Origin of the sequence: Gracilibacillus salinarum (assembly GCF_022919575.1) — a bacterium.
In the GTDB taxonomy this organism is placed as follows: domain Bacteria; phylum Bacillota; class Bacilli; order Bacillales; family Amphibacillaceae; genus Gracilibacillus; species Gracilibacillus salinarum.
Window position 1 is genome coordinate 1,049,212 of record NZ_CP095071.1, and the last position, 21,651, is coordinate 1,070,862.

At 39.4% G+C, this 21,651-nt stretch carries 18 protein-coding genes and 1 pseudogene; 9 read left to right on the plus strand and 10 right to left on the minus strand.

The window, feature by feature from the left end; genetic code table 11:
* Positions 1-36: 36 nt before the first annotated feature.
* From MUN87_RS05235 to ezrA, 6 genes are all read right to left on the minus strand, one after another.
* Positions 37-1,626: an amidohydrolase gene (locus tag MUN87_RS05235; RefSeq protein WP_244746613.1), complete on the minus strand. Its 1,590-nt coding sequence runs from the start codon at positions 1,624-1,626 to the stop codon at positions 37-39.
* A 115-nt stretch (positions 1,627-1,741) separates the two neighbouring features.
* Positions 1,742-1,945, minus strand: a complete 204-nt coding sequence (locus MUN87_RS05240; protein ID WP_305037440.1) for an alpha/beta-type small acid-soluble spore protein — start codon at positions 1,943-1,945, stop codon at positions 1,742-1,744.
* 92 nt (positions 1,946-2,037) lie between these two features.
* Positions 2,038-3,240, minus strand: a complete 1,203-nt coding sequence (gene thiI / locus MUN87_RS05245; protein WP_244746615.1) for a tRNA uracil 4-sulfurtransferase ThiI — start codon at positions 3,238-3,240, stop codon at positions 2,038-2,040.
* 6 nt (positions 3,241-3,246) lie between these two features.
* Complete coding sequence (locus MUN87_RS05250) at positions 3,247-4,389, minus strand: cysteine desulfurase family protein (protein ID WP_244746616.1); 1,143 nt, start codon at positions 4,387-4,389, stop codon at positions 3,247-3,249.
* 318 nt (positions 4,390-4,707) lie between these two features.
* Positions 4,708-5,043, minus strand: a complete 336-nt coding sequence (locus MUN87_RS05255; protein WP_244746617.1) for a hypothetical protein — start codon at positions 5,041-5,043, stop codon at positions 4,708-4,710.
* Between the two features lie 20 nt (positions 5,044-5,063).
* On the minus strand, positions 5,064-6,773 hold the full coding sequence (gene ezrA, locus MUN87_RS05260) for a septation ring formation regulator EzrA (RefSeq protein ID WP_244746618.1): 1,710 nt from the start codon (positions 6,771-6,773) through the stop codon (positions 5,064-5,066).
* A 244-nt stretch (positions 6,774-7,017) separates the two neighbouring features.
* On the opposite strand from ezrA, the gene MUN87_RS05265 reads away from it, so the two are divergent.
* Both MUN87_RS05265 and rpsD read left to right on the plus strand, forming a co-directional pair.
* On the plus strand, positions 7,018-7,497 hold the full coding sequence (locus MUN87_RS05265; protein WP_244746619.1) for a free L-methionine (R)-S-oxide reductase MsrC: 480 nt from the start codon (positions 7,018-7,020) through the stop codon (positions 7,495-7,497).
* 239 nt (positions 7,498-7,736) lie between these two features.
* Positions 7,737-8,339, plus strand: a complete 603-nt coding sequence (gene rpsD, locus MUN87_RS05270) for a 30S ribosomal protein S4 (protein WP_244746620.1) — start codon at positions 7,737-7,739, stop codon at positions 8,337-8,339.
* A gap of 317 nt (positions 8,340-8,656) precedes the next feature.
* Here the strand turns inward: rpsD and MUN87_RS05275 are convergent, their stop codons facing one another.
* Together MUN87_RS05275 and MUN87_RS05280 are read right to left on the minus strand one after the other, a co-directional pair.
* Positions 8,657-9,097 (minus strand): hypothetical protein, encoded by a 441-nt coding sequence (locus MUN87_RS05275; RefSeq protein WP_244746621.1) that lies wholly within the window; start codon positions 9,095-9,097, stop codon positions 8,657-8,659.
* Between the two features lie 194 nt (positions 9,098-9,291).
* Positions 9,292-11,445, minus strand: coding sequence for a glycoside hydrolase family 3 N-terminal domain-containing protein (locus MUN87_RS05280; protein ID WP_244746622.1), 2,154 nt, complete (start codon positions 11,443-11,445; stop codon positions 9,292-9,294).
* 283 nt (positions 11,446-11,728) lie between these two features.
* On the opposite strand from MUN87_RS05280, the gene MUN87_RS05285 reads away from it, so the two are divergent.
* From MUN87_RS05285 to MUN87_RS05315, 7 genes and pseudogenes are all read left to right on the plus strand, one after another.
* Positions 11,729-12,970 carry an extracellular solute-binding protein gene (locus MUN87_RS05285; protein ID WP_439649659.1) on the plus strand — a complete coding sequence of 414 codons (1,242 nt, stop codon included), beginning with the start codon at positions 11,729-11,731 and terminating at the stop codon, positions 12,968-12,970.
* A gap of 61 nt (positions 12,971-13,031) precedes the next feature.
* Positions 13,032-13,910 carry a carbohydrate ABC transporter permease gene (locus MUN87_RS05290; protein WP_244746624.1) on the plus strand — a complete coding sequence of 293 codons (879 nt, stop codon included), beginning with the start codon at positions 13,032-13,034 and terminating at the stop codon, positions 13,908-13,910.
* A 29-nt stretch (positions 13,911-13,939) separates the two neighbouring features.
* Positions 13,940-14,743, plus strand: coding sequence for a carbohydrate ABC transporter permease (locus tag MUN87_RS05295; protein WP_244747891.1), 804 nt, complete (start codon positions 13,940-13,942; stop codon positions 14,741-14,743).
* Positions 14,744-14,813: 70 nt separating this feature from the next.
* Positions 14,814-15,808: pseudogene (locus tag MUN87_RS05300) on the plus strand (LacI family DNA-binding transcriptional regulator).
* A 15-nt stretch (positions 15,809-15,823) separates the two neighbouring features.
* A complete protein-coding gene (locus tag MUN87_RS05305) occupies positions 15,824-16,519 on the plus strand; it encodes a carboxylesterase family protein (protein ID WP_244746625.1) in 696 nt (231 codons plus the stop codon).
* Positions 16,520-16,563: 44 nt separating this feature from the next.
* The gene (locus MUN87_RS05310) at positions 16,564-18,054 is read left to right on the plus strand and encodes a sulfatase family protein (RefSeq protein WP_244746626.1); all 1,491 of its coding nucleotides are present in this window, start codon (positions 16,564-16,566) and stop codon (positions 18,052-18,054) included.
* An 84-nt stretch (positions 18,055-18,138) separates the two neighbouring features.
* Entirely contained in the window at positions 18,139-18,363 is a 225-nt protein-coding gene (locus tag MUN87_RS05315) for a hypothetical protein (protein ID WP_244746627.1), read from the plus strand.
* An 804-nt stretch (positions 18,364-19,167) separates the two neighbouring features.
* Here MUN87_RS05315 and MUN87_RS05320 read toward each other — a convergent pair.
* Together MUN87_RS05320 and MUN87_RS05325 are read right to left on the minus strand one after the other, a co-directional pair.
* A complete protein-coding gene (locus MUN87_RS05320; protein ID WP_244746628.1) occupies positions 19,168-20,598 on the minus strand; it encodes an alanine/glycine:cation symporter family protein in 1,431 nt (476 codons plus the stop codon).
* A gap of 117 nt (positions 20,599-20,715) precedes the next feature.
* On the minus strand, positions 20,716-21,171 hold the full coding sequence (locus tag MUN87_RS05325) for an SRPBCC family protein (protein WP_244746629.1): 456 nt from the start codon (positions 21,169-21,171) through the stop codon (positions 20,716-20,718).
* Positions 21,172-21,651: the final 480 nt, after the last annotated feature.

The window sequence follows — 21,651 nt, forward strand, 5'->3', positions numbered from 1 at the left end:
TACATTCATTGTTTATCAAAAAAAACAGAGGATCATTTAGTCCTCTGTTTTTTTATACATAACTTCGCCATCGACAATTGTAGCTTGCACTCCAATTTCATGGAAAAGATCAGGATCGCTTTGAAACAGGTCTTGTTCTAATATGGTGAAGTCTGCCACATAATCCGGCACAATCATTCCTCTGTCATGTTCATGACGAATGATATAAGCACTTCCTTTTGTATATAAAGAGATAGCATCAAAAACAGAAAGTTGCTGTTTCTTTCCATACACTTTTCCGTCTATCGCAGATCTTCGGGTTACTGCTGCCTGTATACCTAACAACGGATTGACTTGTTCAATCGGTGCATCAGAACCACCGGCACAAGCAATTCCTTCCTCTATATATGTTTTCCAAGGATAAGAGGTTCGCGTCCTTTCTTCACCTATTCGATCTTTGACCCAAGGAAAATCAGAAGCAACAAAGGACGGTTGTATATCCAGTACCGCGTTCGATTCTTTCAGCTGTGTCAAAAGCTCCGTATTCATAATTTGCGCATGAATAATGCGATCGCGCAAACCATTTGTAAGCGGATATTTGTTCATACAGTTTACCACTTCCTCCACAGCTCTGTCACCGATTGCATGAACTGCTACTGGAAAACCGAATTTCCTTGCTTTTTGAAACCATATTTCGAGATTTTGCCTTGTATGAATGGGAATACCAACGTTACTCGGATCATCTTCATACGGCTCACTTAACCAAGCAGTCGCACCACCTAATGCACCGTCAGAGAATATTTTCATTGCACCCAAGGATGTAAATTCGCCACCTTGGCCATAACGATATCCTTGTGCCAGCATATCATCAAATACAAGATGGTGAACCAATAAGTGCGCTCTAAATTTATATTGCTTTGGCACAATTTCCTGATATGCTCTTAACGTTCGGCCGAAACCACCATAGTAAGACAAATCCTCCGTATGACCACCAGTTAAGCCTAAACGCAACAAATCTTCAATCGCTACTTTTATCGTTTTTTGTAATGAAGCTTCTGAAATAGTCGGAATAATTTCTTTCACTAATTCCTGCGCCTGATCAAGTAAATAGCCTGTCGGTTCCCCTGTTTCATCTCGAACGATTTTGCCACCTTGCGGATCTTCCATGCCTGCATGGATCCCCGCTAGCGATAATGCTTTCGAATTGACGATAATCGCATGTCGGCAAACACGTGTTAAAATCATGGGATGATCACTGGATATCTGATCTAATTCATTTTTATCAATAATTCGTGGTTCTTGCCACTGATTCTCATTCCAACCTTCTGCAATCAGCCATTCATCCGGCTCCAAGTCGTGGACTTTCTGAGTGAGCGACTCCAGTACTTCTTCAGCAGACGTCATTAGAGACAGGTCTAAGTGCAAGAGTTTCTCCCCATGCCCCGCAATGTGTAAGTGACTGTCCACAAAGCCAGGATACATAACTGCACCTCGCAAATGATACTGTTGGTCAATGTCATATGTATTCCTCAGATATGCCTCTTCGCCAGTATCTCTGATTTTACCATTCTCAACGATAACAGCCTCTACTGTCGCTCCTGTTTCAGTCATTGTATAAATCGTACCACCATAAAAAAGTGTAGACATTTCATCACCTTGCCTATGCTTCTAAATCTTCTGTTAATAACTTAAAGAATAGCAAAAACTCAAGACGAAGAAAAGGATAGTGCACTGAGCACTATCCTTTATTTTATTCCATTTATTATTTAGCTTGACCACCTAATTGTTGTTCAGCCATTTGTACTAGACGTTTAGTGATTTCACCACCAACTGAACCGTTTGCTCTTGAAGTTGTATCAGCACCTAAGCTTACACCAAATTCTTGTGCGATCTCATATTTCATTTGATCTAGTGCTTGGCTTACTCCTGGTACTACTAAGTTGTTAGAACTGTTCGCCATTGTCATTCACCTCCTCTTGACTACAATACTATGATGCGCTCAAGGAGGCGATCTCATGCAAGAATTTTTCTGGTAGTTGTTGTTAATTTATCCAAGCATTAGAGCAGGTCATCTACTTGTTGTTCTGATTGATCAGATGCCTCTACTTCAATAGTTTCGATAGTATCTAATATTTCTTCAATATCTTGATCAAACGCGATATTCCCTTCAAATTGTTCCACTTTTTCTAACCTAGGTTTTGTTTTAGGCTGCTTTGGCACAAAGACTGTACAACAATCCTCGAATGGTCTGATTGAAATATCATACATATCAATAGCCTCCGAAATGGAGATAATTTCGTCTTTATCCATCGCAACTAATGGTCGAATGATTGGGAAATTCGTCACTGCATTAATAGCATGCATACTCTCCATCGTCTGGCTCGCCACTTGCCCAAGACTTTCACCAGTGACTAACGAAAGAATACCATTACGTTCTGCCACTCTTTCACTAATACGCATCATCATTCTGCGCATCACTGTCATCGAATAACCGTGTGGAATTTCACGATGAATTTTTTGTTGCAATGCCGTGAATGGCACGACATGTATTTTTACAGAATGTCCGTAAGAAGCTAATTTTTCAGCCAGATCGACCACTTTTTCTTTCGCGCGTTCGCTCGTATATGGCGGTGAATGGAAATGAATTGCTTCTAGTTGCACACCCCGCTTCATCGTTAAATAACCTGCTACCGGGCTGTCAATTCCGCCTGATAATAATAAAAGTGATTTACCGGAAGAACCGACAGGCAAGCCACCCGCACCCGGAATCTTTCTCGAGGTTAAATACGTTGCTTCTGCACGTATATCTACGGTAATTTCAAGATCAGGATGGTGCACATCAACGGAAATGTCATCGGTATTTACTAACAAATGTCCGCCAAGTACCTGATTAAATTCCTGTGAACCGATCGGAAACTCCTTATTGGATCGTTTCGTCGTGACTTTGAAAGTTTGGACATTTTCTGTCTCTCTTAATAACTGCAATGCCTCTTCTTTTATTCGCTCAGGATCATTTGCCACTTTTACTGCTAAACTCATATTCTGAATACCGAATATCTTTTGGCAAATCTCCATTATCGGTTCTGGGTTTTCACCATTCAATACGATATACATACGATCTCGTAACTTATCTACTTTAATTGCCGGAAAATGACGCAATACTTTTCGCACGTTCTTAGCAAGCTGCGTCGTAAATATTTTTCGATTACGCCCCTTCAATCCTAATTCACCATATCTTATAACTATATGATCATATTGCATCTCTATCTACCCCATTACTTCACTTAATTTTTGAATAACTTTTTTTAGTTGTTGACTGAAAAAAACAATTTCTTCTTCTGTTGTTTCATAAGACATACTTACCCTGAGTCCTGATGTCGCGACAGAACGATCTTTTCCACAAGCTATCAGCACTGCACTCTCGTCAGCGCTTTTGGAGGAACAAGCTGATTTCGTTGAAATATAAATATCTGATTCTTCAAGTGCATGAATCATCACTTCTGGCTTGTATCCTGGTACAGAAAAATGAACGATATGCGGTGCGCTTCCAGTAGCAGGTGTATTTAGTTTAACCTTCGCCATCGATTGTAATTGATTGATTAAATATTTTTTTAATTCACATATTTTATCCACCGCTTCATTCTGCTGTTCTTTAGCCAAGCGCATCGCTTTGACGAAAGCTACAATGCCTGCTACATTTTCAGTACCAGAACGAATCGATCGCTCTTGGCCGCCACCATGAGCTAAAGAAAACAATCGCACGCCATTTTTGACAACTAATAATCCTGTTCCCTTTAGACCATGGATTTTGTGAGCTGAGATCGTGCACAGATCAATGTGACTTTTATCTATATTTAATGGCAGCTTACCAAACCCTTGAACATAATCAACATGAAACAACGCTTTTGGATAATCCTTCACGATCGCACCAATTTCTTCGATCGGTTGAATAGTGCCTATCTCATTATTCACATGCATAATGGATACTAGAATGGTATCTTTTCGGATTGCATTCTTGACAGATTTCGCCTCAACAAAACCATCAGCATTTACAGGAAGGTACGTCACTTCAAATCCCAGTGATTCCAAACCATGACAAGCTTCCAATACTGATGGGTGCTCGATCGCCGTTGTAATAATATGTTTTCCTCTGTTCTGATGTGCTAAGGCAGCACCTTTAATTGCAATATTATTACCTTCCGTTCCACCTGATGTAAATATAATTTCATTTGGCTGAACTTGCAAAATAGATCCTGCTTGCTCGCGTGATTTGCGTAGCAGTCTTTCCGCCTCCATTCCAATACCATGTATCGAAGACGGATTACCAAAAAAATGACTGGATGCTTTCGTAAAGCTCTCCAGTACTTCTGGACTTGGTCTTGTTGTTGCACTGTTATCTAAATATATCATCCATGATCCCTCTTTTTTTCTGTTAACATTGCCATATCTTATCACATTTTTCCGTCAGTGAAAATAAGTTATGCCTAGCAGTGCTGGTATATTTATGATATTGCTGGTGAAACTGCATGTCATTAAATGGTTCCAAAATGTTTTACTGCTATACAATGGTAATTGATAACCGTTTAAAATAGAGTATTGGTATCAGAAATTACTTCGCAGCAGCTGTTTTCGACATAAGAAAAAAGCTGAACATAACACGAAGGATTCTTGATTATCAATCATGTTATGTCCGGCTATTCTTTTAACTTATATACTATTATTGGCTAGTTATTCTATTTCTAATGCTGTTAACAATTCATCGACGGAAACTTTGTTATCAGCTGTTTGCGGCAGCGACAATCCGGATAATGGAGAGGAAATGTCGTTGGAAGCAGATTGGTTAGCTTCCACACTTTTAACAGAGGTCTCCTTATTAAGTTCCGGGTGCTGTGATTTCGAAAGCTGAAAAACAAAATTTGTATATTTGGTTTGATCCTGATGCTCAAAAGCTACATGATCTGATGCCGCAACATAGTTCGTTTCTTTATGATCAAAATAAATGAACAATACCATTGACCATACACTAAGTGTAACGACAGCTAATGCCGAAAGCAGCCACTTCATCCAATCTCCACCTTTATGCGCTAGTTAGCCATCTGTTGAAATGCCTGATCCATTTTCTCGATTTTCTCCATCGCATTCGGATCCACTTCTTCTAATGCTTTGACCGCGGTTTCCAACGCATTTTCGTATTTGTAATCCCTAAACAGTTGCTCCGCTTCTGATAGCTGTGCAGAAAGAATAGGGTGAGAACTGCGATATCGATTGCCAAATTGAATGGCAAGTTCTACAAGTCTCGCCTGGTCCAACAGTAGATTAGTTTGATTGACAAAATGATCCACTGATTTATTCGCCTCTGTAATACTATGCTGAACTTTGCCCATATCTAATGGGTGCTTCTGGAGGTGCTGCAATACCATTTCACACTTATCTGTCGATTCGTCTAATGCATTGACGATGAAAGAAGGCACACCAGGAATATTGCTTTTTTGCAATTGCTTACTCGTGTAAATAAGCTGTTTCTTTAATTCAGTGATTTTTTCTTTCGCTTCCATCTCATCTTTACGTAAATCAGAAATTTGTGATTGAAAGTCTTGCTGTGCTTGATTAAGCTTTTCCAATTCCTCGGATAAAGTATCCAACTTATCCTTAATTTCTAAATGGTTTGCTTTTTTGTCGATATAATCCTGTTCAATTTGATCAAATTGATTTTCGACTTTTTCCAGCCATTTCTCTACACTTAAGAACATTTCTAATTCGGACTCTTCAAGAAAATAGGTTTGTTGAAGCTCTTGAATCTGCTCTTTTGTAGTAGCGACTTCTTCTTGGATATCAGCTAGCTGCTGTTTCACATTAGGGAGATGACTCTCCACGATCGATTTAGACTTCGCTTCTTTTTCTAACAGCTGGAACATTTCATTGATGCGATCTTCCATCTGTTCTAATGATTCTTCGATTGTGTCTATCTCACCATTTTCCAACTGCTTAATTGCGTTTTTCAACATCGTTTCATATTGTTTCAATTCCTTCTCGAAACCGAATTGCTGAACACGATAGCCCTCTTTTTCCATTTCTGCCATTCCACGCAATAAATCTTTCATTAATTCAGGGATGAGCTGTTTACTTTGACGGTAAATTGTCGGGAAGGACGTAATCTTTTCTTCTATTGTTTCGAGTTCTTCTTTTAACGACTGAATCAGACCTTGTGCTTCAATATAGTTACCTTCACTTGTTAATACAGCATACTCTGTCAGTCTTTTTTCCATCTTCGTTAATTCTGATTCGAAGACAATTTCAGCTCTTCCGTATTGCGTCCGGTTATGTAAAAGGTGTTTCTTCAATTCTTTGATCTGTGGTTCCAATTCTTCTAATTCTTGACGGGTATATTTCTCTGAATCAAGTAAATAATCCAGTTCCTTATACATTTCTTCAATATTCTTCTCGATTGCCTGCAATGCATCTGTTACATGCTGAAGGTTCTTTCTGGATGCTTTGATTCGAAACTTATCTGCTGCTTCCTCTGCATCTAACAAATATTCCTCCATATCTGGCAGATCGCGAGTAAGTATCATATCCCAGTTATCCTTCCATCGCTCAAAATTGACCTGGGTCTCACCCGACAGATTTAACTTCTTTACTTTAGCCAGTTCTTCTGTCACATTCCGGTGCATGATTTCCATTTTCCATGCTTCCAGTCGGTCAACTTGATCATAGACCTTTTTCCTAAAGATCAGTCCGATAATCAATAATGCGATAATAACAAGAATTCCGCCGATCACGAATTCCAACAACATAAGTAATCCTCCTTCAAAAACACCCGATAACTTTCCATTTATCTAGTAAGATAAACACGTCTATATGATTACTTGTTATGATACCATGTTTCTATGGCTTTTTGCTAAGAATTTTACTATTTTTTGAATATTTTTATCGAATAAAGCATATTTTTAGCAAAGCTTGAACATTTGTCACACTAATCAATCTATTGTATGATTAAAAAAATTCATAAAAAACTATCCATCAAGGGAGTGGGAGTACATGTTTGAAACCAAAAATTATCAAGGCAACAAAGAACAAAACTACCCGATTGTGATTAAACAATTAGACGCATTACTACAGGATGAGCCGGATGTTATCGCTAATCTATCTAATGCATCGGCATTATTGAATCAATTCTTAAATGATGTGAACTGGGTAGGCTTTTATTTATGGAAAGAAGACGAACTTGTATTAGGACCATTCCAAGGCTTACCGGCCTGTGTTCGTATTAAGAGCGGAAAAGGTGTCTGCGGAACCGCTGTATCTGACAGACAAACACAATTGGTTGCGGATGTACATCAGTTCCCTGGTCACATTGCATGTGATGCAGCCAGTCAGTCTGAGATTGTCGTTCCAATTTTGAAGGATGGCGAAATCTTCGGTGTATTAGATATCGATAGTCCTAGTAAAAACCGCTTTGATGAAACAGATAAGCAATATTTAGAGCAATTCGTTCAAACATTAGAGAAATATATCTAAAGTAAAGGAAGTTGCTGTTGACATTCAACTCCTAACATCATATAATGAACTTTGTGTAAAAAAGGTAGCCTATGTGAACCGCTAGCTGACTATTTTGTTCCTTACCTGTTTAAACAGTAAGGTGTATCCTGTAACTCTCTGCTACTAGGGCGAAGATGCATGAATACAAAATAGCTGTTATGTGAGGGACACACTGTCTTATTTTATGCAAATTTCATATATAAAGGAGAAGATGCACTATGGCTCGCTATACAGGTTCTGTATGGAAAAAGTCTCGTCGTCTTGGTATCTCGTTAACAGGTACTGGTAAGGAGTTAGACAAACGTCCTTACGCACCAGGTCAACACGGACCTAATCAACGTCGTAAACTATCAGAATATGGTTTACAATTACAAGAAAAACAAAAATTACGTTTCATGTACGGAGTGACTGAACGTCAATTCCGTAACCTATTTGATCGTGCTGCTAAGATCAAAGGTATTCACGGTGAAAACTTCATGGTTCTTCTTGAAACTCGTTTAGATAACCTTGTTTACCGTTCAGGTCTTGCTCGTACTCGTCGTCAAGCACGTCAATTAGTAAACCATGGTCACATTACAGTAGATGGCGGACGCGTTGATATCCCATCTTACCAAATCAAACCTGGTCAAGTAATCGGTGTTCGTGAAAAATCTCAAAGCCTTGACATCATCAAGGAAGCTATTGAGGCTAACACATTCACACCTGAATACGTAACTTTTGACGAAGACAAACTAGAAGGTACTTTCACTCGCTTACCAGAGCGTTCTGAATTACCAGCTGAAATCAACGAAGCTCTTATTGTTGAATTCTACTCTCGTTAATTTCAGAGCATATTCGTTAAAAATGTTAAAAAACCTGGAATCCTTGATTTTTCAAGAATTCCAGGTTTTTTTGTTAGAACTAATATATCTCTATGAATGAAATGATTTACTAGTTCACCCGATCCTAACTGACAACATATTAATGTTAGTAGATACTAACCAAGCATCCGCCTTGAGAGATCTATTGTGCTAGGATACCTCTGTCCAACCACTTCACGTCCCGTGGAAGTCTTACAGACGGTTAGCACCGTGATAAACTTCGGCTTTTTTGATCGAAATTACCTTACTTTTTCAACATACATAAACCCACTGTACTGTCACCTGATTTTATTCCATCTGCTCACTAAATAAACAACTACCACGAAAGAAAGAACCATACAGTACGTATAAACATTCAAATAAATCGTATTCGTGTACTGATTCAGCCAACTGTAACGATAAATGCGTGAATTTTCCGCATCTGGCGGCCCACCCAATTGTCCTACCAGATCCATGACGAACAGGTATTCAAAATATGAAGAAATCATTATGACAACTATTGCTATCGCAAATAACAGTCGTTTATTTTTGCCAATCCATCTTTTTTCTTTCATGAATTTTATTAGTTCCAAAATAAACAAAACCAATAATAAAATACCAGTGAAGACAAAAATAATCCCTAAATTCCCATTACCAGAAATGACTTCTGGTTCGATCGTAAATAATTTGACAAGGAAAAGGTTAACCATATTACAGCAAAAATACAGAAACAACCGCATAAGCTGCCCTCCTATCAAAATCTTAATATCATCCAGTACATTATTAACATTTTTTTCTAGTCTCTTTAAACTTAACGAAAGTTACGCATGAAAGCAATATATTTTTTTCTTCAATCAACTCTTGAAGTAGCTAGGATTACGAACGATAAAAGGAGCCACCCAGGCAACTATACCGGCAGCTCCTTATATTTGTGTTATTTTAACGTGAAAGATTCTCCGCTATCCACCAAACTATTACTTCCTACATATACAATAAACTCTCCAGGATCACTCTTGTATGTCATATCGGAATGATAATAACGAAGGTCTTTTTCTGTCAGAACAAAGGTAACTTCTTTTTCCTCACCGGAATGAAACTCCACCTTTTGGAATTCCTTTAGTTCTTTCACCGGACGAACGACCTCACCAAAGACATCCTGTACATATAACTGTACCACTTCTTTCCCCGCAATTGCTCCAGTATTTTTAACGGGAACAGTGATTTTTAATTCAGCATCCTGGGTCAAAACATTTGTTGAGAGCTGCACGTCGCCATATTGAAAGCTCGTATAGCTTAGACCGTATCCAAATGGGAACAGCGGTCCATTTGGGCTGTCCAAATATTGTGACACGTACCTCTCCTGTGCATCCGGCGCTCCTTTCGGCCTTCCTGTTGAATAATGGTTGTAATAGACCGGTATTTGACCTGCTGAGTGCGGAATCGACATCGATAATTTTCCGGAAAAGTTCTCATCACCAAAGATCAAATCCGCAATCGCCTGTCCTCCTTCTGTTCCAGGGAACCAGGCTTCCACGACAGCATCTGAATTTTCGATAACTCCACGTAAGTCCAGAGGTCGACCATTAAATAAAACGGTGACAATTGGTTTGCCTATTTTTTTTAGTTCTTTGATCAAACTTAATTGTGGTTCTGGCAATTTAATGTTGGTTCGCGAGCCTGCTTCACCGCTCATAAGCGGGTCTTCTCCTACTGCTACAATAACTACATCCGCCTGAGTCGCTGCTTGTTGCGCATCCTCAAAACCATTTTCTATTTTTTCCTGAATACTACAGCCCTCTATGCACGATACTTCATTTTCAGATTTACTTCGAATCGCTTGTAACATTGTTACGGAATCGTCTTTCGATCCTAACCAAGACCATTGTCCCAGGATATTTCCGTTGTCAGCATAAGGACCGATAAGCGCTACTTTTTGGGTGCAGTCCAATGGGAGGATCTGTTCATTTTTTAGTAAAACGGTTGATTCAACTGCTAGTTCCCTCGCAGATGCACGGTGCTGACCTGATAGGATTATTTCTTTTTCTAATTGTTCATCAGCTCCTCTGTAAGGATTTTCGAATAAGCCTAACTCCTCTTTTAACTTTAAAATCCGAAACACCGCTTCATCAATGACCGTTTCCGACAGCATGCCATTTTCGACATATTCTTTTAAATAACTAGAATAACAGTCTGTCATCATTTCTATATCCGTTCCAGCGAGAACCGCCTTGAGACCGGCATCTCCTTTATCTACTGCAACACCATGTGCGATTAATTCTTTGACAGCACCCCAATCAGAAATGACTACTCCATCAAATTGCCATTGATCACGCAACACCCCTCTCATTAAAGGATGATTCGCTGTTGCTGGAATACCATCAATAATATTAAAAGAAGACATCACCATTTTACAACCTTGATCCAATGCTGCTTTATAAGCCGGCAAATAGAACTCGTGCAACTGTCGATCAGACATATTAACTGTATTGTAATCACGTCCTCCCTCAGCTGCGCCATAACCGGCAAAATGTTTCACACATGCTGCCACTCGTTTCACGTCATTCGTTACATCCTCTCCTTGAAAACCGCGGACTTGTGCTTTGGCAAACAAACTGTTCAACAAAGGATCCTCTCCTGTTGTTTCTGTTACACGCCCCCACCTTGGATCCCTTACTAAATCTACCATCGGGGCAAAAGTAACGTGAATACCTGATACAGCTGATTCCAAAGCTGCAATTCGTGCACTGTCTTCCGCAAGCTCAAGATTCCAAGAGCAACCAATCGCTAACGGAATAGGAAAGATGGTTTTATAACCATGGACCACATCAGACATAAACAAAAGTGGTATGCCGAGACGATTTTCCGCTAAGTGTTTCTTTTGAATAGACTTTATATTTCTCGCTCCAGATGCACCGAGTACGGAACCTGCATTCCGTATATTATCATCTTCTATTTCCATATTCATCATCGGTCCCGTAATAGCTCCCGCATCCTCCGCCCCTTTAAAAAAAGGAGCGGCTAATTGAGTTAATTGATCAATTTTCTCTTGTAAGGTCATTTCTCCTATTAGATGTTGGATGTTTTTCATCCTGGTACCTCCTCCAAAAAATCAATAAGTAATCCCTTTCATTCTATTACCACTATAAAACATAAATTGAAACGTTTCAACATATGTTTGTAAAATTAATTAAATAATGAATAACAGTTAATACTTAATGTAATTCCCTTATATTAATTTTTCCACAAAATACTTGAAACCGATTACACCTTGTTTTATAATGAAGTCGTCGAAACGTTTCAACAATCTGTTTGATGTTGAGGTGATAGTTCAAAGAGTAACTTGCATTATGTTCGAAAATATTTCAAGAGGAGTGATCAAATTGTTAAGCACGACAAAGATGATGTTAATGTTGATGTTTGGTTCGCTTTTACTGATTGTTGCATGTTCTAATGATACGGCATCTGAAGCAGGATCATCTGATGAAAATACGATTACTGTCTGGACAATGTCGAAAGCGTTAAAAGATTTTGTTCCACAATATGAGGAAGAATCTGGGGTCAACGTCGATGTCCAGGTCATTCCTTGGGATAATGCGCATGATAAGTTATTAACTGCTGTTGCTTCCGGTGAAGGTCCAGATGTCCTACAAATTGGGACCACATGGGTAGCAGAATTTGCGGAAGCTGGTACATTTCTTGATCTGACAGAATATCTTGATGATTATGATAACCTTGCTGATGACAATTTTTATGAAAGCGCTATTGGTACAACAAAATATAAAGAACAAACGATTGGGATCCCATGGTATGTCGATACAAGGGCATTATTCTACCGTACAGATATTTTAGCAGATGTTGGTTATCCAGAAGGCCCTTCTACTTGGGAAGAAATGATTGATGCTTCAAAGCAGCTGGCAGCTCGCGGAGATGGCCAGTACGCCATTGATTTACCAACAACGGATCCACAGTTCCCCTTTATTTTGGCATGGGAACAAGGGTGGAATTATAAAATCGGAAACGGTGCAGACAACTTCCAATCACAAGGTTTTAAAGAAGCAATTGAATTACACCATTTATTCTATGAAGAAGAATTTTCCCAAACAGGCGAAGGTAAAGAATTCTTTCAAGCATTCTCTGATGGTTCTAAACCAATGTTTATTAGTGGTCCATGGGATATTGGCACGATCAAGGATCGCGCACCGGATATTGAAGGAAACTGGGATGTGCGTCTGATGCCATCTGCAGAAAATAACAAATCAATGATGGGCGGAGCACACCTTTCTATTTTTCATAATTCTGAAAAGGTGGACAAGTCTCTTGATTTCATCAATTGGATGGCAGATCCAGATACTCAGGTGAAATGGTATAAAGCAAATAGTGAATTGCCTGCAAATTTAACTGCATGGGAAGATCCGGCACTATCTGATGATGAAATGGTTAGTACATTCGGTGAGCAATTAAAATCGACACAACCCTTACCATTAATTCCAGAATATGAACGTCTTGGCCAGGAAATTTTGACTTCATTAGAAGAAATTAATCGTGGTGGAGCGGATATTGATCAGACACTAGAGGAATTTCAGACAAAAGCTGCAGATATTTTAGACAGATAGCCCGGAAGATGCAAAGTGCCCCTTAGTACTTTCTGACAGTTCCACGAGAGGAGGATATCAAATGAAGTCCAAATGGACACCATTTTTATTTATTGGTCCAGCAGTTGTGCTGTTAATCATTTTTTCATTTATACCTATACTAATTGCATTCGGTATCAGTTTTACAGATACCAATTTAATTGGTTTGGCAAACTGGTCCAAAATAAATTTGATCGGATTTGATAACTATGCAGACCTGTTTAGTGATGAAAAATTCCTTGAATCAATCGGAAATACGATTTTTTATGTCATTATCGGAGTTCCATTAGCAGTAGGAAGCTCTTTTATGATTGCCTTTTTGCTTAACTTAGTAGGCAGCTGGCTGGCTTCGACTTTTCGTGTCATTTATTACGTGCCATCTGTCACTAACATTGTGGCTATCGCCGTAGTATGGGGGTTTCTTTATAATCAGGAATACGGCTTATTTAATTACCTTTTATCGTTAGTTGATATTGACAATGTTCCCTGGTTAGAAGATCCGCTTGTAGCTAAATTGTCATTGATTCTTCTTGCCGTTTGGAAAAGCAATGGCGTGAGTATGCTTATTTTCCTGGCAGCATTGCAGGCAATACCACGGGTATATTATGAAGCAGCTGATATTGATGGTGCAAACAGATGGCAGAAATTAATCAAGATCACCATTCCATCTATGAGTTTTGCTACGTTTTTTGTAACAGTGACGACATTAATTGGCTGGCTGCAATTTTTCGAGGAACCGTTTGTCATGACAGAAGGCGGACCTTTAAATGGTACCAATTCGATTGCATTGTTTATTTATCAGGAAGGTTTCCAATATAACGAATTCGGCTACGGTGCCGCCGCTTCATTTATCCTGTTTGCGATCATTATTGTCGCAACCCTTATACAATTTAAATTCAGAAAATCAGACCAAACACTGTGAGGTGAACCATTGTGTATTTACGAAATAAAATGGAAAAAACAATTGTAATTACCATTATGACAGTTGGCGGGTTACTCGTATCGCTTCCTTTTATATGGATGGTTTTAAGTTCTTTTAAAACAGAACAAGAAGTACTAAGCATTCCGCCAACCCTTTTTCCACAGGACCCAACAATGGAGCATTTCGTCAATTTATTTCAAAACTTAAATTTTGATGTCTATTTACTTAACACGTTGATTATCGTTGCTTGCTCGATGATTGGTTTATTTTTAAACACAATGGCAGGTTACGGATTTGGTAAATTTCAGTTCAAAGGTAAAGAGACGTGGTTTGTTGTCGTGTTAATTACCATGATGCTGCCTGGACAGGTTACGATGATACCTACGTATTTACTACTAAATGAAATGGGATTAACAAATACAATGACCGGGATAGTTCTGCCAGGTTTAATTGCCGCTTTTAACATTTTCTTAATCCGACAGTTTATGGTAACCATTCCAGATGATTTAATAGAGGCAGCACGCTTAGATGGTGCTGGTGAGTTCTATATTTTCACCAGGATAATCATTCCTTTGTCGATGCCCATACTAGCGGTTCAGGTAATCTTAACCTTTATCGGTGCCTGGAATAGTTTCCTATGGCCACTGATTGTCGCTAACGACGAAGCATTGTACACGTTATCTGTAGGACTTGCACTGTTAAAAGATCAGAACGTGACCAATTATGGATTGCAAATGGCCGGTTCCACCTTTATGGTACTACCTATTCTCATTATTTTTATTATTTTCCAGAAATACATTATCGAAGGCTTTAATGTATCCGGAATTAAATAATGCCCTTAAAAATCTGCGACAAATAACGTAATATAGATAATATATTTGTGTAGTGATGGAGGAAAGACACATGGCAACGATAAAAGATGTAGCAAAATTAGCTGGAGTAGCAGTATCCACTGCCTCCTATGCACTTAATAACAGTAAACGTATTAGTGCTGCGACGAAGGAACGAGTTTCAGAGGCAGCAAGACAACTTAACTATAAGAAAAACGGCATCGCTTCTGATTTGAAAAGAACCAAAACAAATACGATTGCATTGATACTCAGTGATTTATCAGGACCCTATTATTCAGAATTGATTAAAGGTGTACAGGACGTTACTACTGCCAATGGCTTTGATTTGATAGCGTGCAGTTCCATTGGTGGCCACCAGTCGACAGCAGTAAAATTCCTAAAGGAAAAAAGAGTGGATGGCGCAATCATACTCGCCCATAACATTAGTGACGAAATCACGATCGAATCAGCACAAGCAGGTTTTCCTGTCATTGTTCTCGATAGGGACTTAATGGACAAGAATGTCTACCATGTGGAAGTAGATAATGCAGAGGGGGATTCATCGCAACCGAAAGTCTCATTAACCATGGTCACCGAAATATTGCATATATCGGCGGACCAAGTGCCTCACTTGATAATCAGAGACGATTTGAAGGCTACAAACAGGCATTGGAACACTACCAGTTACCCACTCATTCAAAATGGAATTCAATTGGTTATTTCACCAAAGAAGGCGGGTATAAAGCAACAAAGCTATTAATTGCCCAAGGTGAACTTCCAGATGCAATTTTCTATGGAAATGATGAAATGGCGATAGGTGGTTTGCAAGCTTTCCATGAGAAAAATATCAGGGTACCAGAGGATATATCAATTATCGGGTTTGATGATATTCAATTGGCTGAATATGTACACCCGCCATTAACCACGATTAAACAACCAAAATATGAAGTCGGCGCACTGGCTGTGCACCTTATTTTTCAACTATTAGAAGGAAAAAATATAAATAGCCATTACAAGTTATCAACCGAATTAATTGACCGAAAATCCGTCATATCAAAAAAACAATAAAAAGGGTGTATGCTCTTGCAAAAAGAATGTATATTTACCGGTGGTTCCACATCTTTACCCTACCTCATCCATGTACCAGATCGTTATGTATTAGAAGGACCGTGTCAATATCCGTTACTGCTTTTCTTACATGGTGCGGGCGAACGTGGTAATGATTTAGCGTTATTGAAAAATCATGGTCTGCCAAAACTTTTAGAACAAAAGGAATATCATGACTTTCCTTTTGTTACAGTGTCACCCCAATGCCCTGAGGATTCTTACTGGACAGAGCATTTAACAGATTTGAAGTTGTTCTTAGATTACCTTATAGATGAATATGAGATTGATGTGAACAGCATCTGCTTAACCGGCATGAGTATGGGTGGGATCGGAGCTTGGAATTTGGCTCTGCAATACCCTGACTTTTTTCACGCTTTGGCACCTGTTTGTGGTTCGATCACCCTTCCCACTCACCGAAAAAAGGCATTTCATGAACTTTATACAAAACAACAGGTATTGGAAGCAATCACAAGGATTAAGCATTTGCCTATTTGGGCATTTCACGGCGCACTGGATGAAGTGGTTCCAATTGATGAAACAAAACAGATTGTAGCACATCTTCAAGAGCTCGGAGCGCATGTTCAACTCACCGTTTATCCCGACATTGGGCATGACTCCTGGGTTCCGGCATATGAAACGGAAGAACTCTACTGGTGGCTGTATAATGCATAGACCAAAAATGTGTACGAATACATGTATTGAAATGGAGGCTAACCATGCGTGTTTTATTGTTAGATTTGGATTCTACGAGAGCTGATCATTTAGGATGCTACGGGTATCATCGTGATACAACTCCTAATATCGATCGAATTGCAAAAGAAGGTGTACGCTTTACAAATTATTACACAACAGATGCGCCTTGTGCACCATCTCGAAATGCACTTATGACTGGTCGTTTCGGTATACACACCGGCAATATCGGTCATGGTGGCACTGCCGGTGATATGAGAACGGAAGGAATAGAGCGAGAGTTTCACGATCGATTAAAATCTGATAGTTTCCCTGCTATTTTCAGGCGCAACGGTATGAAAACAGCACTTATCAGTCCTTTTGCAGAAAGACATTCATCCTGGCAATTTTATGCCGGCTTTACGGAAATGTATAATACCGGCAAAACCGGGGACGAGTCAGCTGAAGAAGTCACTCCTACTGTGTTAGATTGGCTCGAACGTAATGGTGATAAGGACGATTGGTTTTTGTATGTGAATTACTGGGACCCTCATACCCCATACCGTGCGCCGAAAGATTACGGTAATCCCTTTGAAAATGAGCCACTTCCAGCTTGGCTAACAGAGGATGTGTTAAAGGAGCATTTACAAAGTATTGGACCACATTCTGCTAGAGAGATAAATATGTATGATAACTTTGAAAATCCATCCTTCCCTCGTCATCCTGGTGAGATAACTGATATGGCAGGTCTAAGACGAGTAATCGATGGATATGATACTGGTTTACACTATATGGATGAGCATATTGGAGAGATTTTCAAGCAAATGGATAATGCAAATATTCTGGAAGATACAGTGGTCATCATAACCGCGGATCATGGAGAGAACCTCGGCGAACTCGGTATTTATGCGGAACATGGTACAGCTGATCAAATGACTTGTCGATTACCAATGATTATTCGTTGGCCAGGTTTACAAGCAAATCATGTTGACAATGGGCTTCATTATCATCTTGACCTGTTACCTACCATTGCAGATCTATTGGAACAGGAACACCGACCAACTTGGGATGGACAAAGCTATGCTTCTATACTGAGAAATGGAAAATCTGCAGATCGAACGTTTCTAGTATTCTCTCAAAATGCCCATGTCTGTCAGCGAGCGGTGCGCTTCGACAAATGGCTCTATATTCGCACGTACCACGATGGCTTTCACTTATTTGATAAGGAGATGCTGTTTGATATCGTTAATGATCCACACGAACAACACAACTTATCTGAAAAGCGCCGAGATTTATGTAAGGAAGCGGTCTACATTTTGAATCAATGGCATGACGACATGATGTTTTCAATGAATTACGATACAGATCCAATGTGGACAGTAATAAAAGAAGGAGGCCCCTATCACGCTAAAACCGAAGACTTAATCCGATATCTTAGCCATTTAAGGAGAACCGGAAGATCTGATGGAGCTGAACAGTTGGAACAAAAGTATCAAAAGGACCTTGCTTCAAAAGGTTTCCTGTTTCGTAACAGCTAAATCAAGAAATAATAAGGGTATTCTCATTGCGGGAATGCCTTTTTCCAGTTAGTCTATAATGACACAGTAGAAGGAGGTGCAGGAATGTATACCTTTATATTATTCTTGTTTATTTTAATCATAGGTTACTTATTAAGCTTTTTAGGAGTCAGCTCCTATCTCCCATTTATTACAGTTAGTTTATTGCTGGCATTAATGATTAGAGCCGTCTATTTATTACACCAACTACATAAACAATTTGTGTATGAAAATAAATCAATCAGCAGCCGGTTATTGGAGAAAAGGTTAAATGACAGGCATGATTCATAATGACGCACTTTTACTCAATCCCACATTAGAAAACCAAACATAACTCGCCGGTCCTAATTGTTGTAAATAATTTACAACTTCCTATAATATGGATTATGTAAACTAGAGTGTATATCAATGTGGTAATTTTGATATACACTATGTGCTTAGCAAAGCTCCGGAAATAGGCTCCGCGTCCTGTGGGCACGGCCTCAGCTAATTTATGAAAGAAAATTCTTTTCTTTCATAAATGGATCTTCAGCTCGCGCTGATTCCACGGGAGTCTCCGCCTATTTCCTACGCTTTAGGGAAGTGCTACAACGTATGGAACAGCTAAAAGCAGTGGTTCTAGGCATTATGTTATTATTCACTCAATTCCTGTTATATATAGTGATGAGTGATCAATATGCTATCTCTTACAAACATTGTGGAGTACCAATCCTAGCGTAGGCCAACCACGTAGACTCCCGCGGGATTGTGCAGGTGCTGAAGATCCACAACGTCTGCACCTGCGTCTTCTAGTAATGCTTCGAAGTAGGCTTCCTCGGTGCAAGGCAGCAAAGAAGTAACTCAAGTAGTAGCCTAGCTTCAGCCGTGCCCCGCAGGACGCGGAGTGGTTGGACGAAGCGGTATTCTAGCACATTAAATAGCTCAATATGGATGCTTGGCTAGCGATGGCTAGTTTACATAATCCCTATTATAAGAACTCTACTTCATGTCTGAAATGATTTACTGCTGTTACTCCACTTTTATACTTGCCTAGAACATATAAAAACCGCAAGGACTCTCGTGTTGTCCTTGCGGTTAATTGAAATCATTCTTATTTTATTTTTGCTTGTTCTCATCCTGTGCTCCCCACCAGGAAATATTTTTCAATCCCTCTACATTCTTATAGTGGAACACTGGGTCTTTGCCTTGTTTTTTCTGTTGTGTGTAATCACGTAATACATCGAAGGCGACTTTACTCAATAACAGAATGGCAATCAAGTTAACCACTGCCATCATAGCCATGAATAAGTCTGCCATATTCCATACCAACTGAATCGAAGCGAGTGATCCAAACATAACCATTGCCAGAACTACGACACGGTAAACATTCAGCCATATTCCCTTCGGATTCATAAAGCTCACATTTGTTTCACCATAATAATAGTTCCCGATCACGGAACTGAATGCAAAGAAGAAAATGACAAACGCCAGGAAGATGGATGCCCATTCCCCTACTTGCGCACTGAGAGCAACTTGTGTTAACTGGATACCATCAGCTGACGATTGACCAACATTATCGTACAAAATAATAATAAACGCAGTTAAACTACAAATGACAATCGTATCAAAAAATACAGCCAAAGATTGGACTAAACCTTGCTTAACCGGGTGATTGACACCTGCTGTAGCCGCTGCGTTAGGCGCACTACCCATACCTGCTTCATTGGAGAATAATCCTCGACGAATACCATACATCATTGCGGCACCCGCTCCTCCACCAAACACTTCTTCTATTCCGAAAGCGTTTTTGATGATGAGCATAAAAACCTCTGGTAATGCCGTAATATTGGAGAATACGACGTAAAAACCAACGGCCATATAAATAACAGCCATAATTGGCACAATTACACCTGAAACAGTTGCAATACGTTTAATTCCACCGAAGATAATAATCCCTGCTAAAATCACTAATACAATGCCTGTCCACACTTTATCGATGTTAAATGCTTCTTCTACAGCGGCAGAAATTGTGTTGGCCTGCACTGCATTAAATATAAATCCGAATGTAAAGGTGATTAGAATGGAAAAAAGAATACCCATCCATTTTTGCCCCAAGGCTTTCTCCATATAATAAGCTGGTCCGCCTCGGAAACCATCTTTGTCCGGCACCTTATATACCTGTGCAAGCGTGCTTTCAATAAAAGCTGTCGCCATACCGACTAATGCAATTACCCACATCCAAAAGACAGCGCCCGGACCACCAAGCGCAACCGCTAATGCGACACCTGCCAGGTTACCGGTTCCAACTCTTGATGCAATCGAAATACTAAATGCCTGGAATGCATTGGTACCTTTTTTACCACTTTGCTCGACTGCTTCTTCTGAAAGAACACGAAACATGTCTCCAAATAATCGGAATTGAACAAATTTAGATCGTAACGTAAAAAATAATCCTGCTCCAATTAATAAATAAATCAGAACGTAATCCCATAAAACCAAATTTCCCCATTCTACAATTTTGGAGGCAATTTGTTCAATAGTACTCATGTTGATAAACCCCTTTCTTCGTTTTGCAAAACATATACCCCAAAAGACTCAATATATTACATTTTTCATAAAAAAACAAGTAAATCCCTTATCCATTTCTGGATAAGGGATATGTAGCTACTTCGACACAGCTGATTCTTCCACCATTCGATTCGCCACTGCTTCTGTAAATTCAATGGTTGTTTTAGGAATGAATGTTTTCAGGACACCATTTACCATTGGCCCAAGAATACCGTTAGCTGTGATTGTTAAACTGCCTGTCACATCTGTATGTTCTGCGTCTTCGGCAGTTGCTTTAAAACAACCTTCACCGACAATATTTTTACTTTTATCCTGTAATGAAAAGCTGACACAGTTTGGCTTTTCCCATTTATTAATATTAATATAGAGCGTAATGGTTTTGTGAATTTTTGCTACCTCACCTTTGAATTTCCAGACAGAGCGATAATCATCTTCCACACGATGCTCGATATAACCCGGCACTAAATCGGCCCATTTTTCAAAATCACTGACAAAATCCCACACTTTTCCGATCGGTAAGTCTAGCTGTACAAAATGTGTTCCACTCGGCATAAAATAAATCCCTCCTCATCATTTCATATGATCAAAGAACAAAAATCATGCCTATTACCTTAATAGCAGTAGCAGGTTTTGCAACTGTGCGATAAGGGGGAATCCTTACATGATTTGTCGTGCAGACATCCTCCTACGAATAATATACAACCCTATAATATGGATTATGTAAACAAAGGCTGTATTACAAAATGGTCATTTTGATATCGTTTATCTGCTTAGCAAAGCTCTGGAAATAGGCTCCGCGTCCTGTGGGCACGGGAGTCTCCGCCTATTTCCTACGCTTACGGGAAGTGCTACAACGTATGGAACAGCAAATAGCAGTGGTACTTGTTTTTTTTCAATAGCTATTATATAGGCATGAAATCAATATGCTAGCTCTGACAAAAATTGTAGAGTATCAATTCTAGCGTAGGCCAACCACGGAGACTCCCGCGGAACAGGCAGGCGCTGAAGATCCACAACGTCTGCACCTGTATC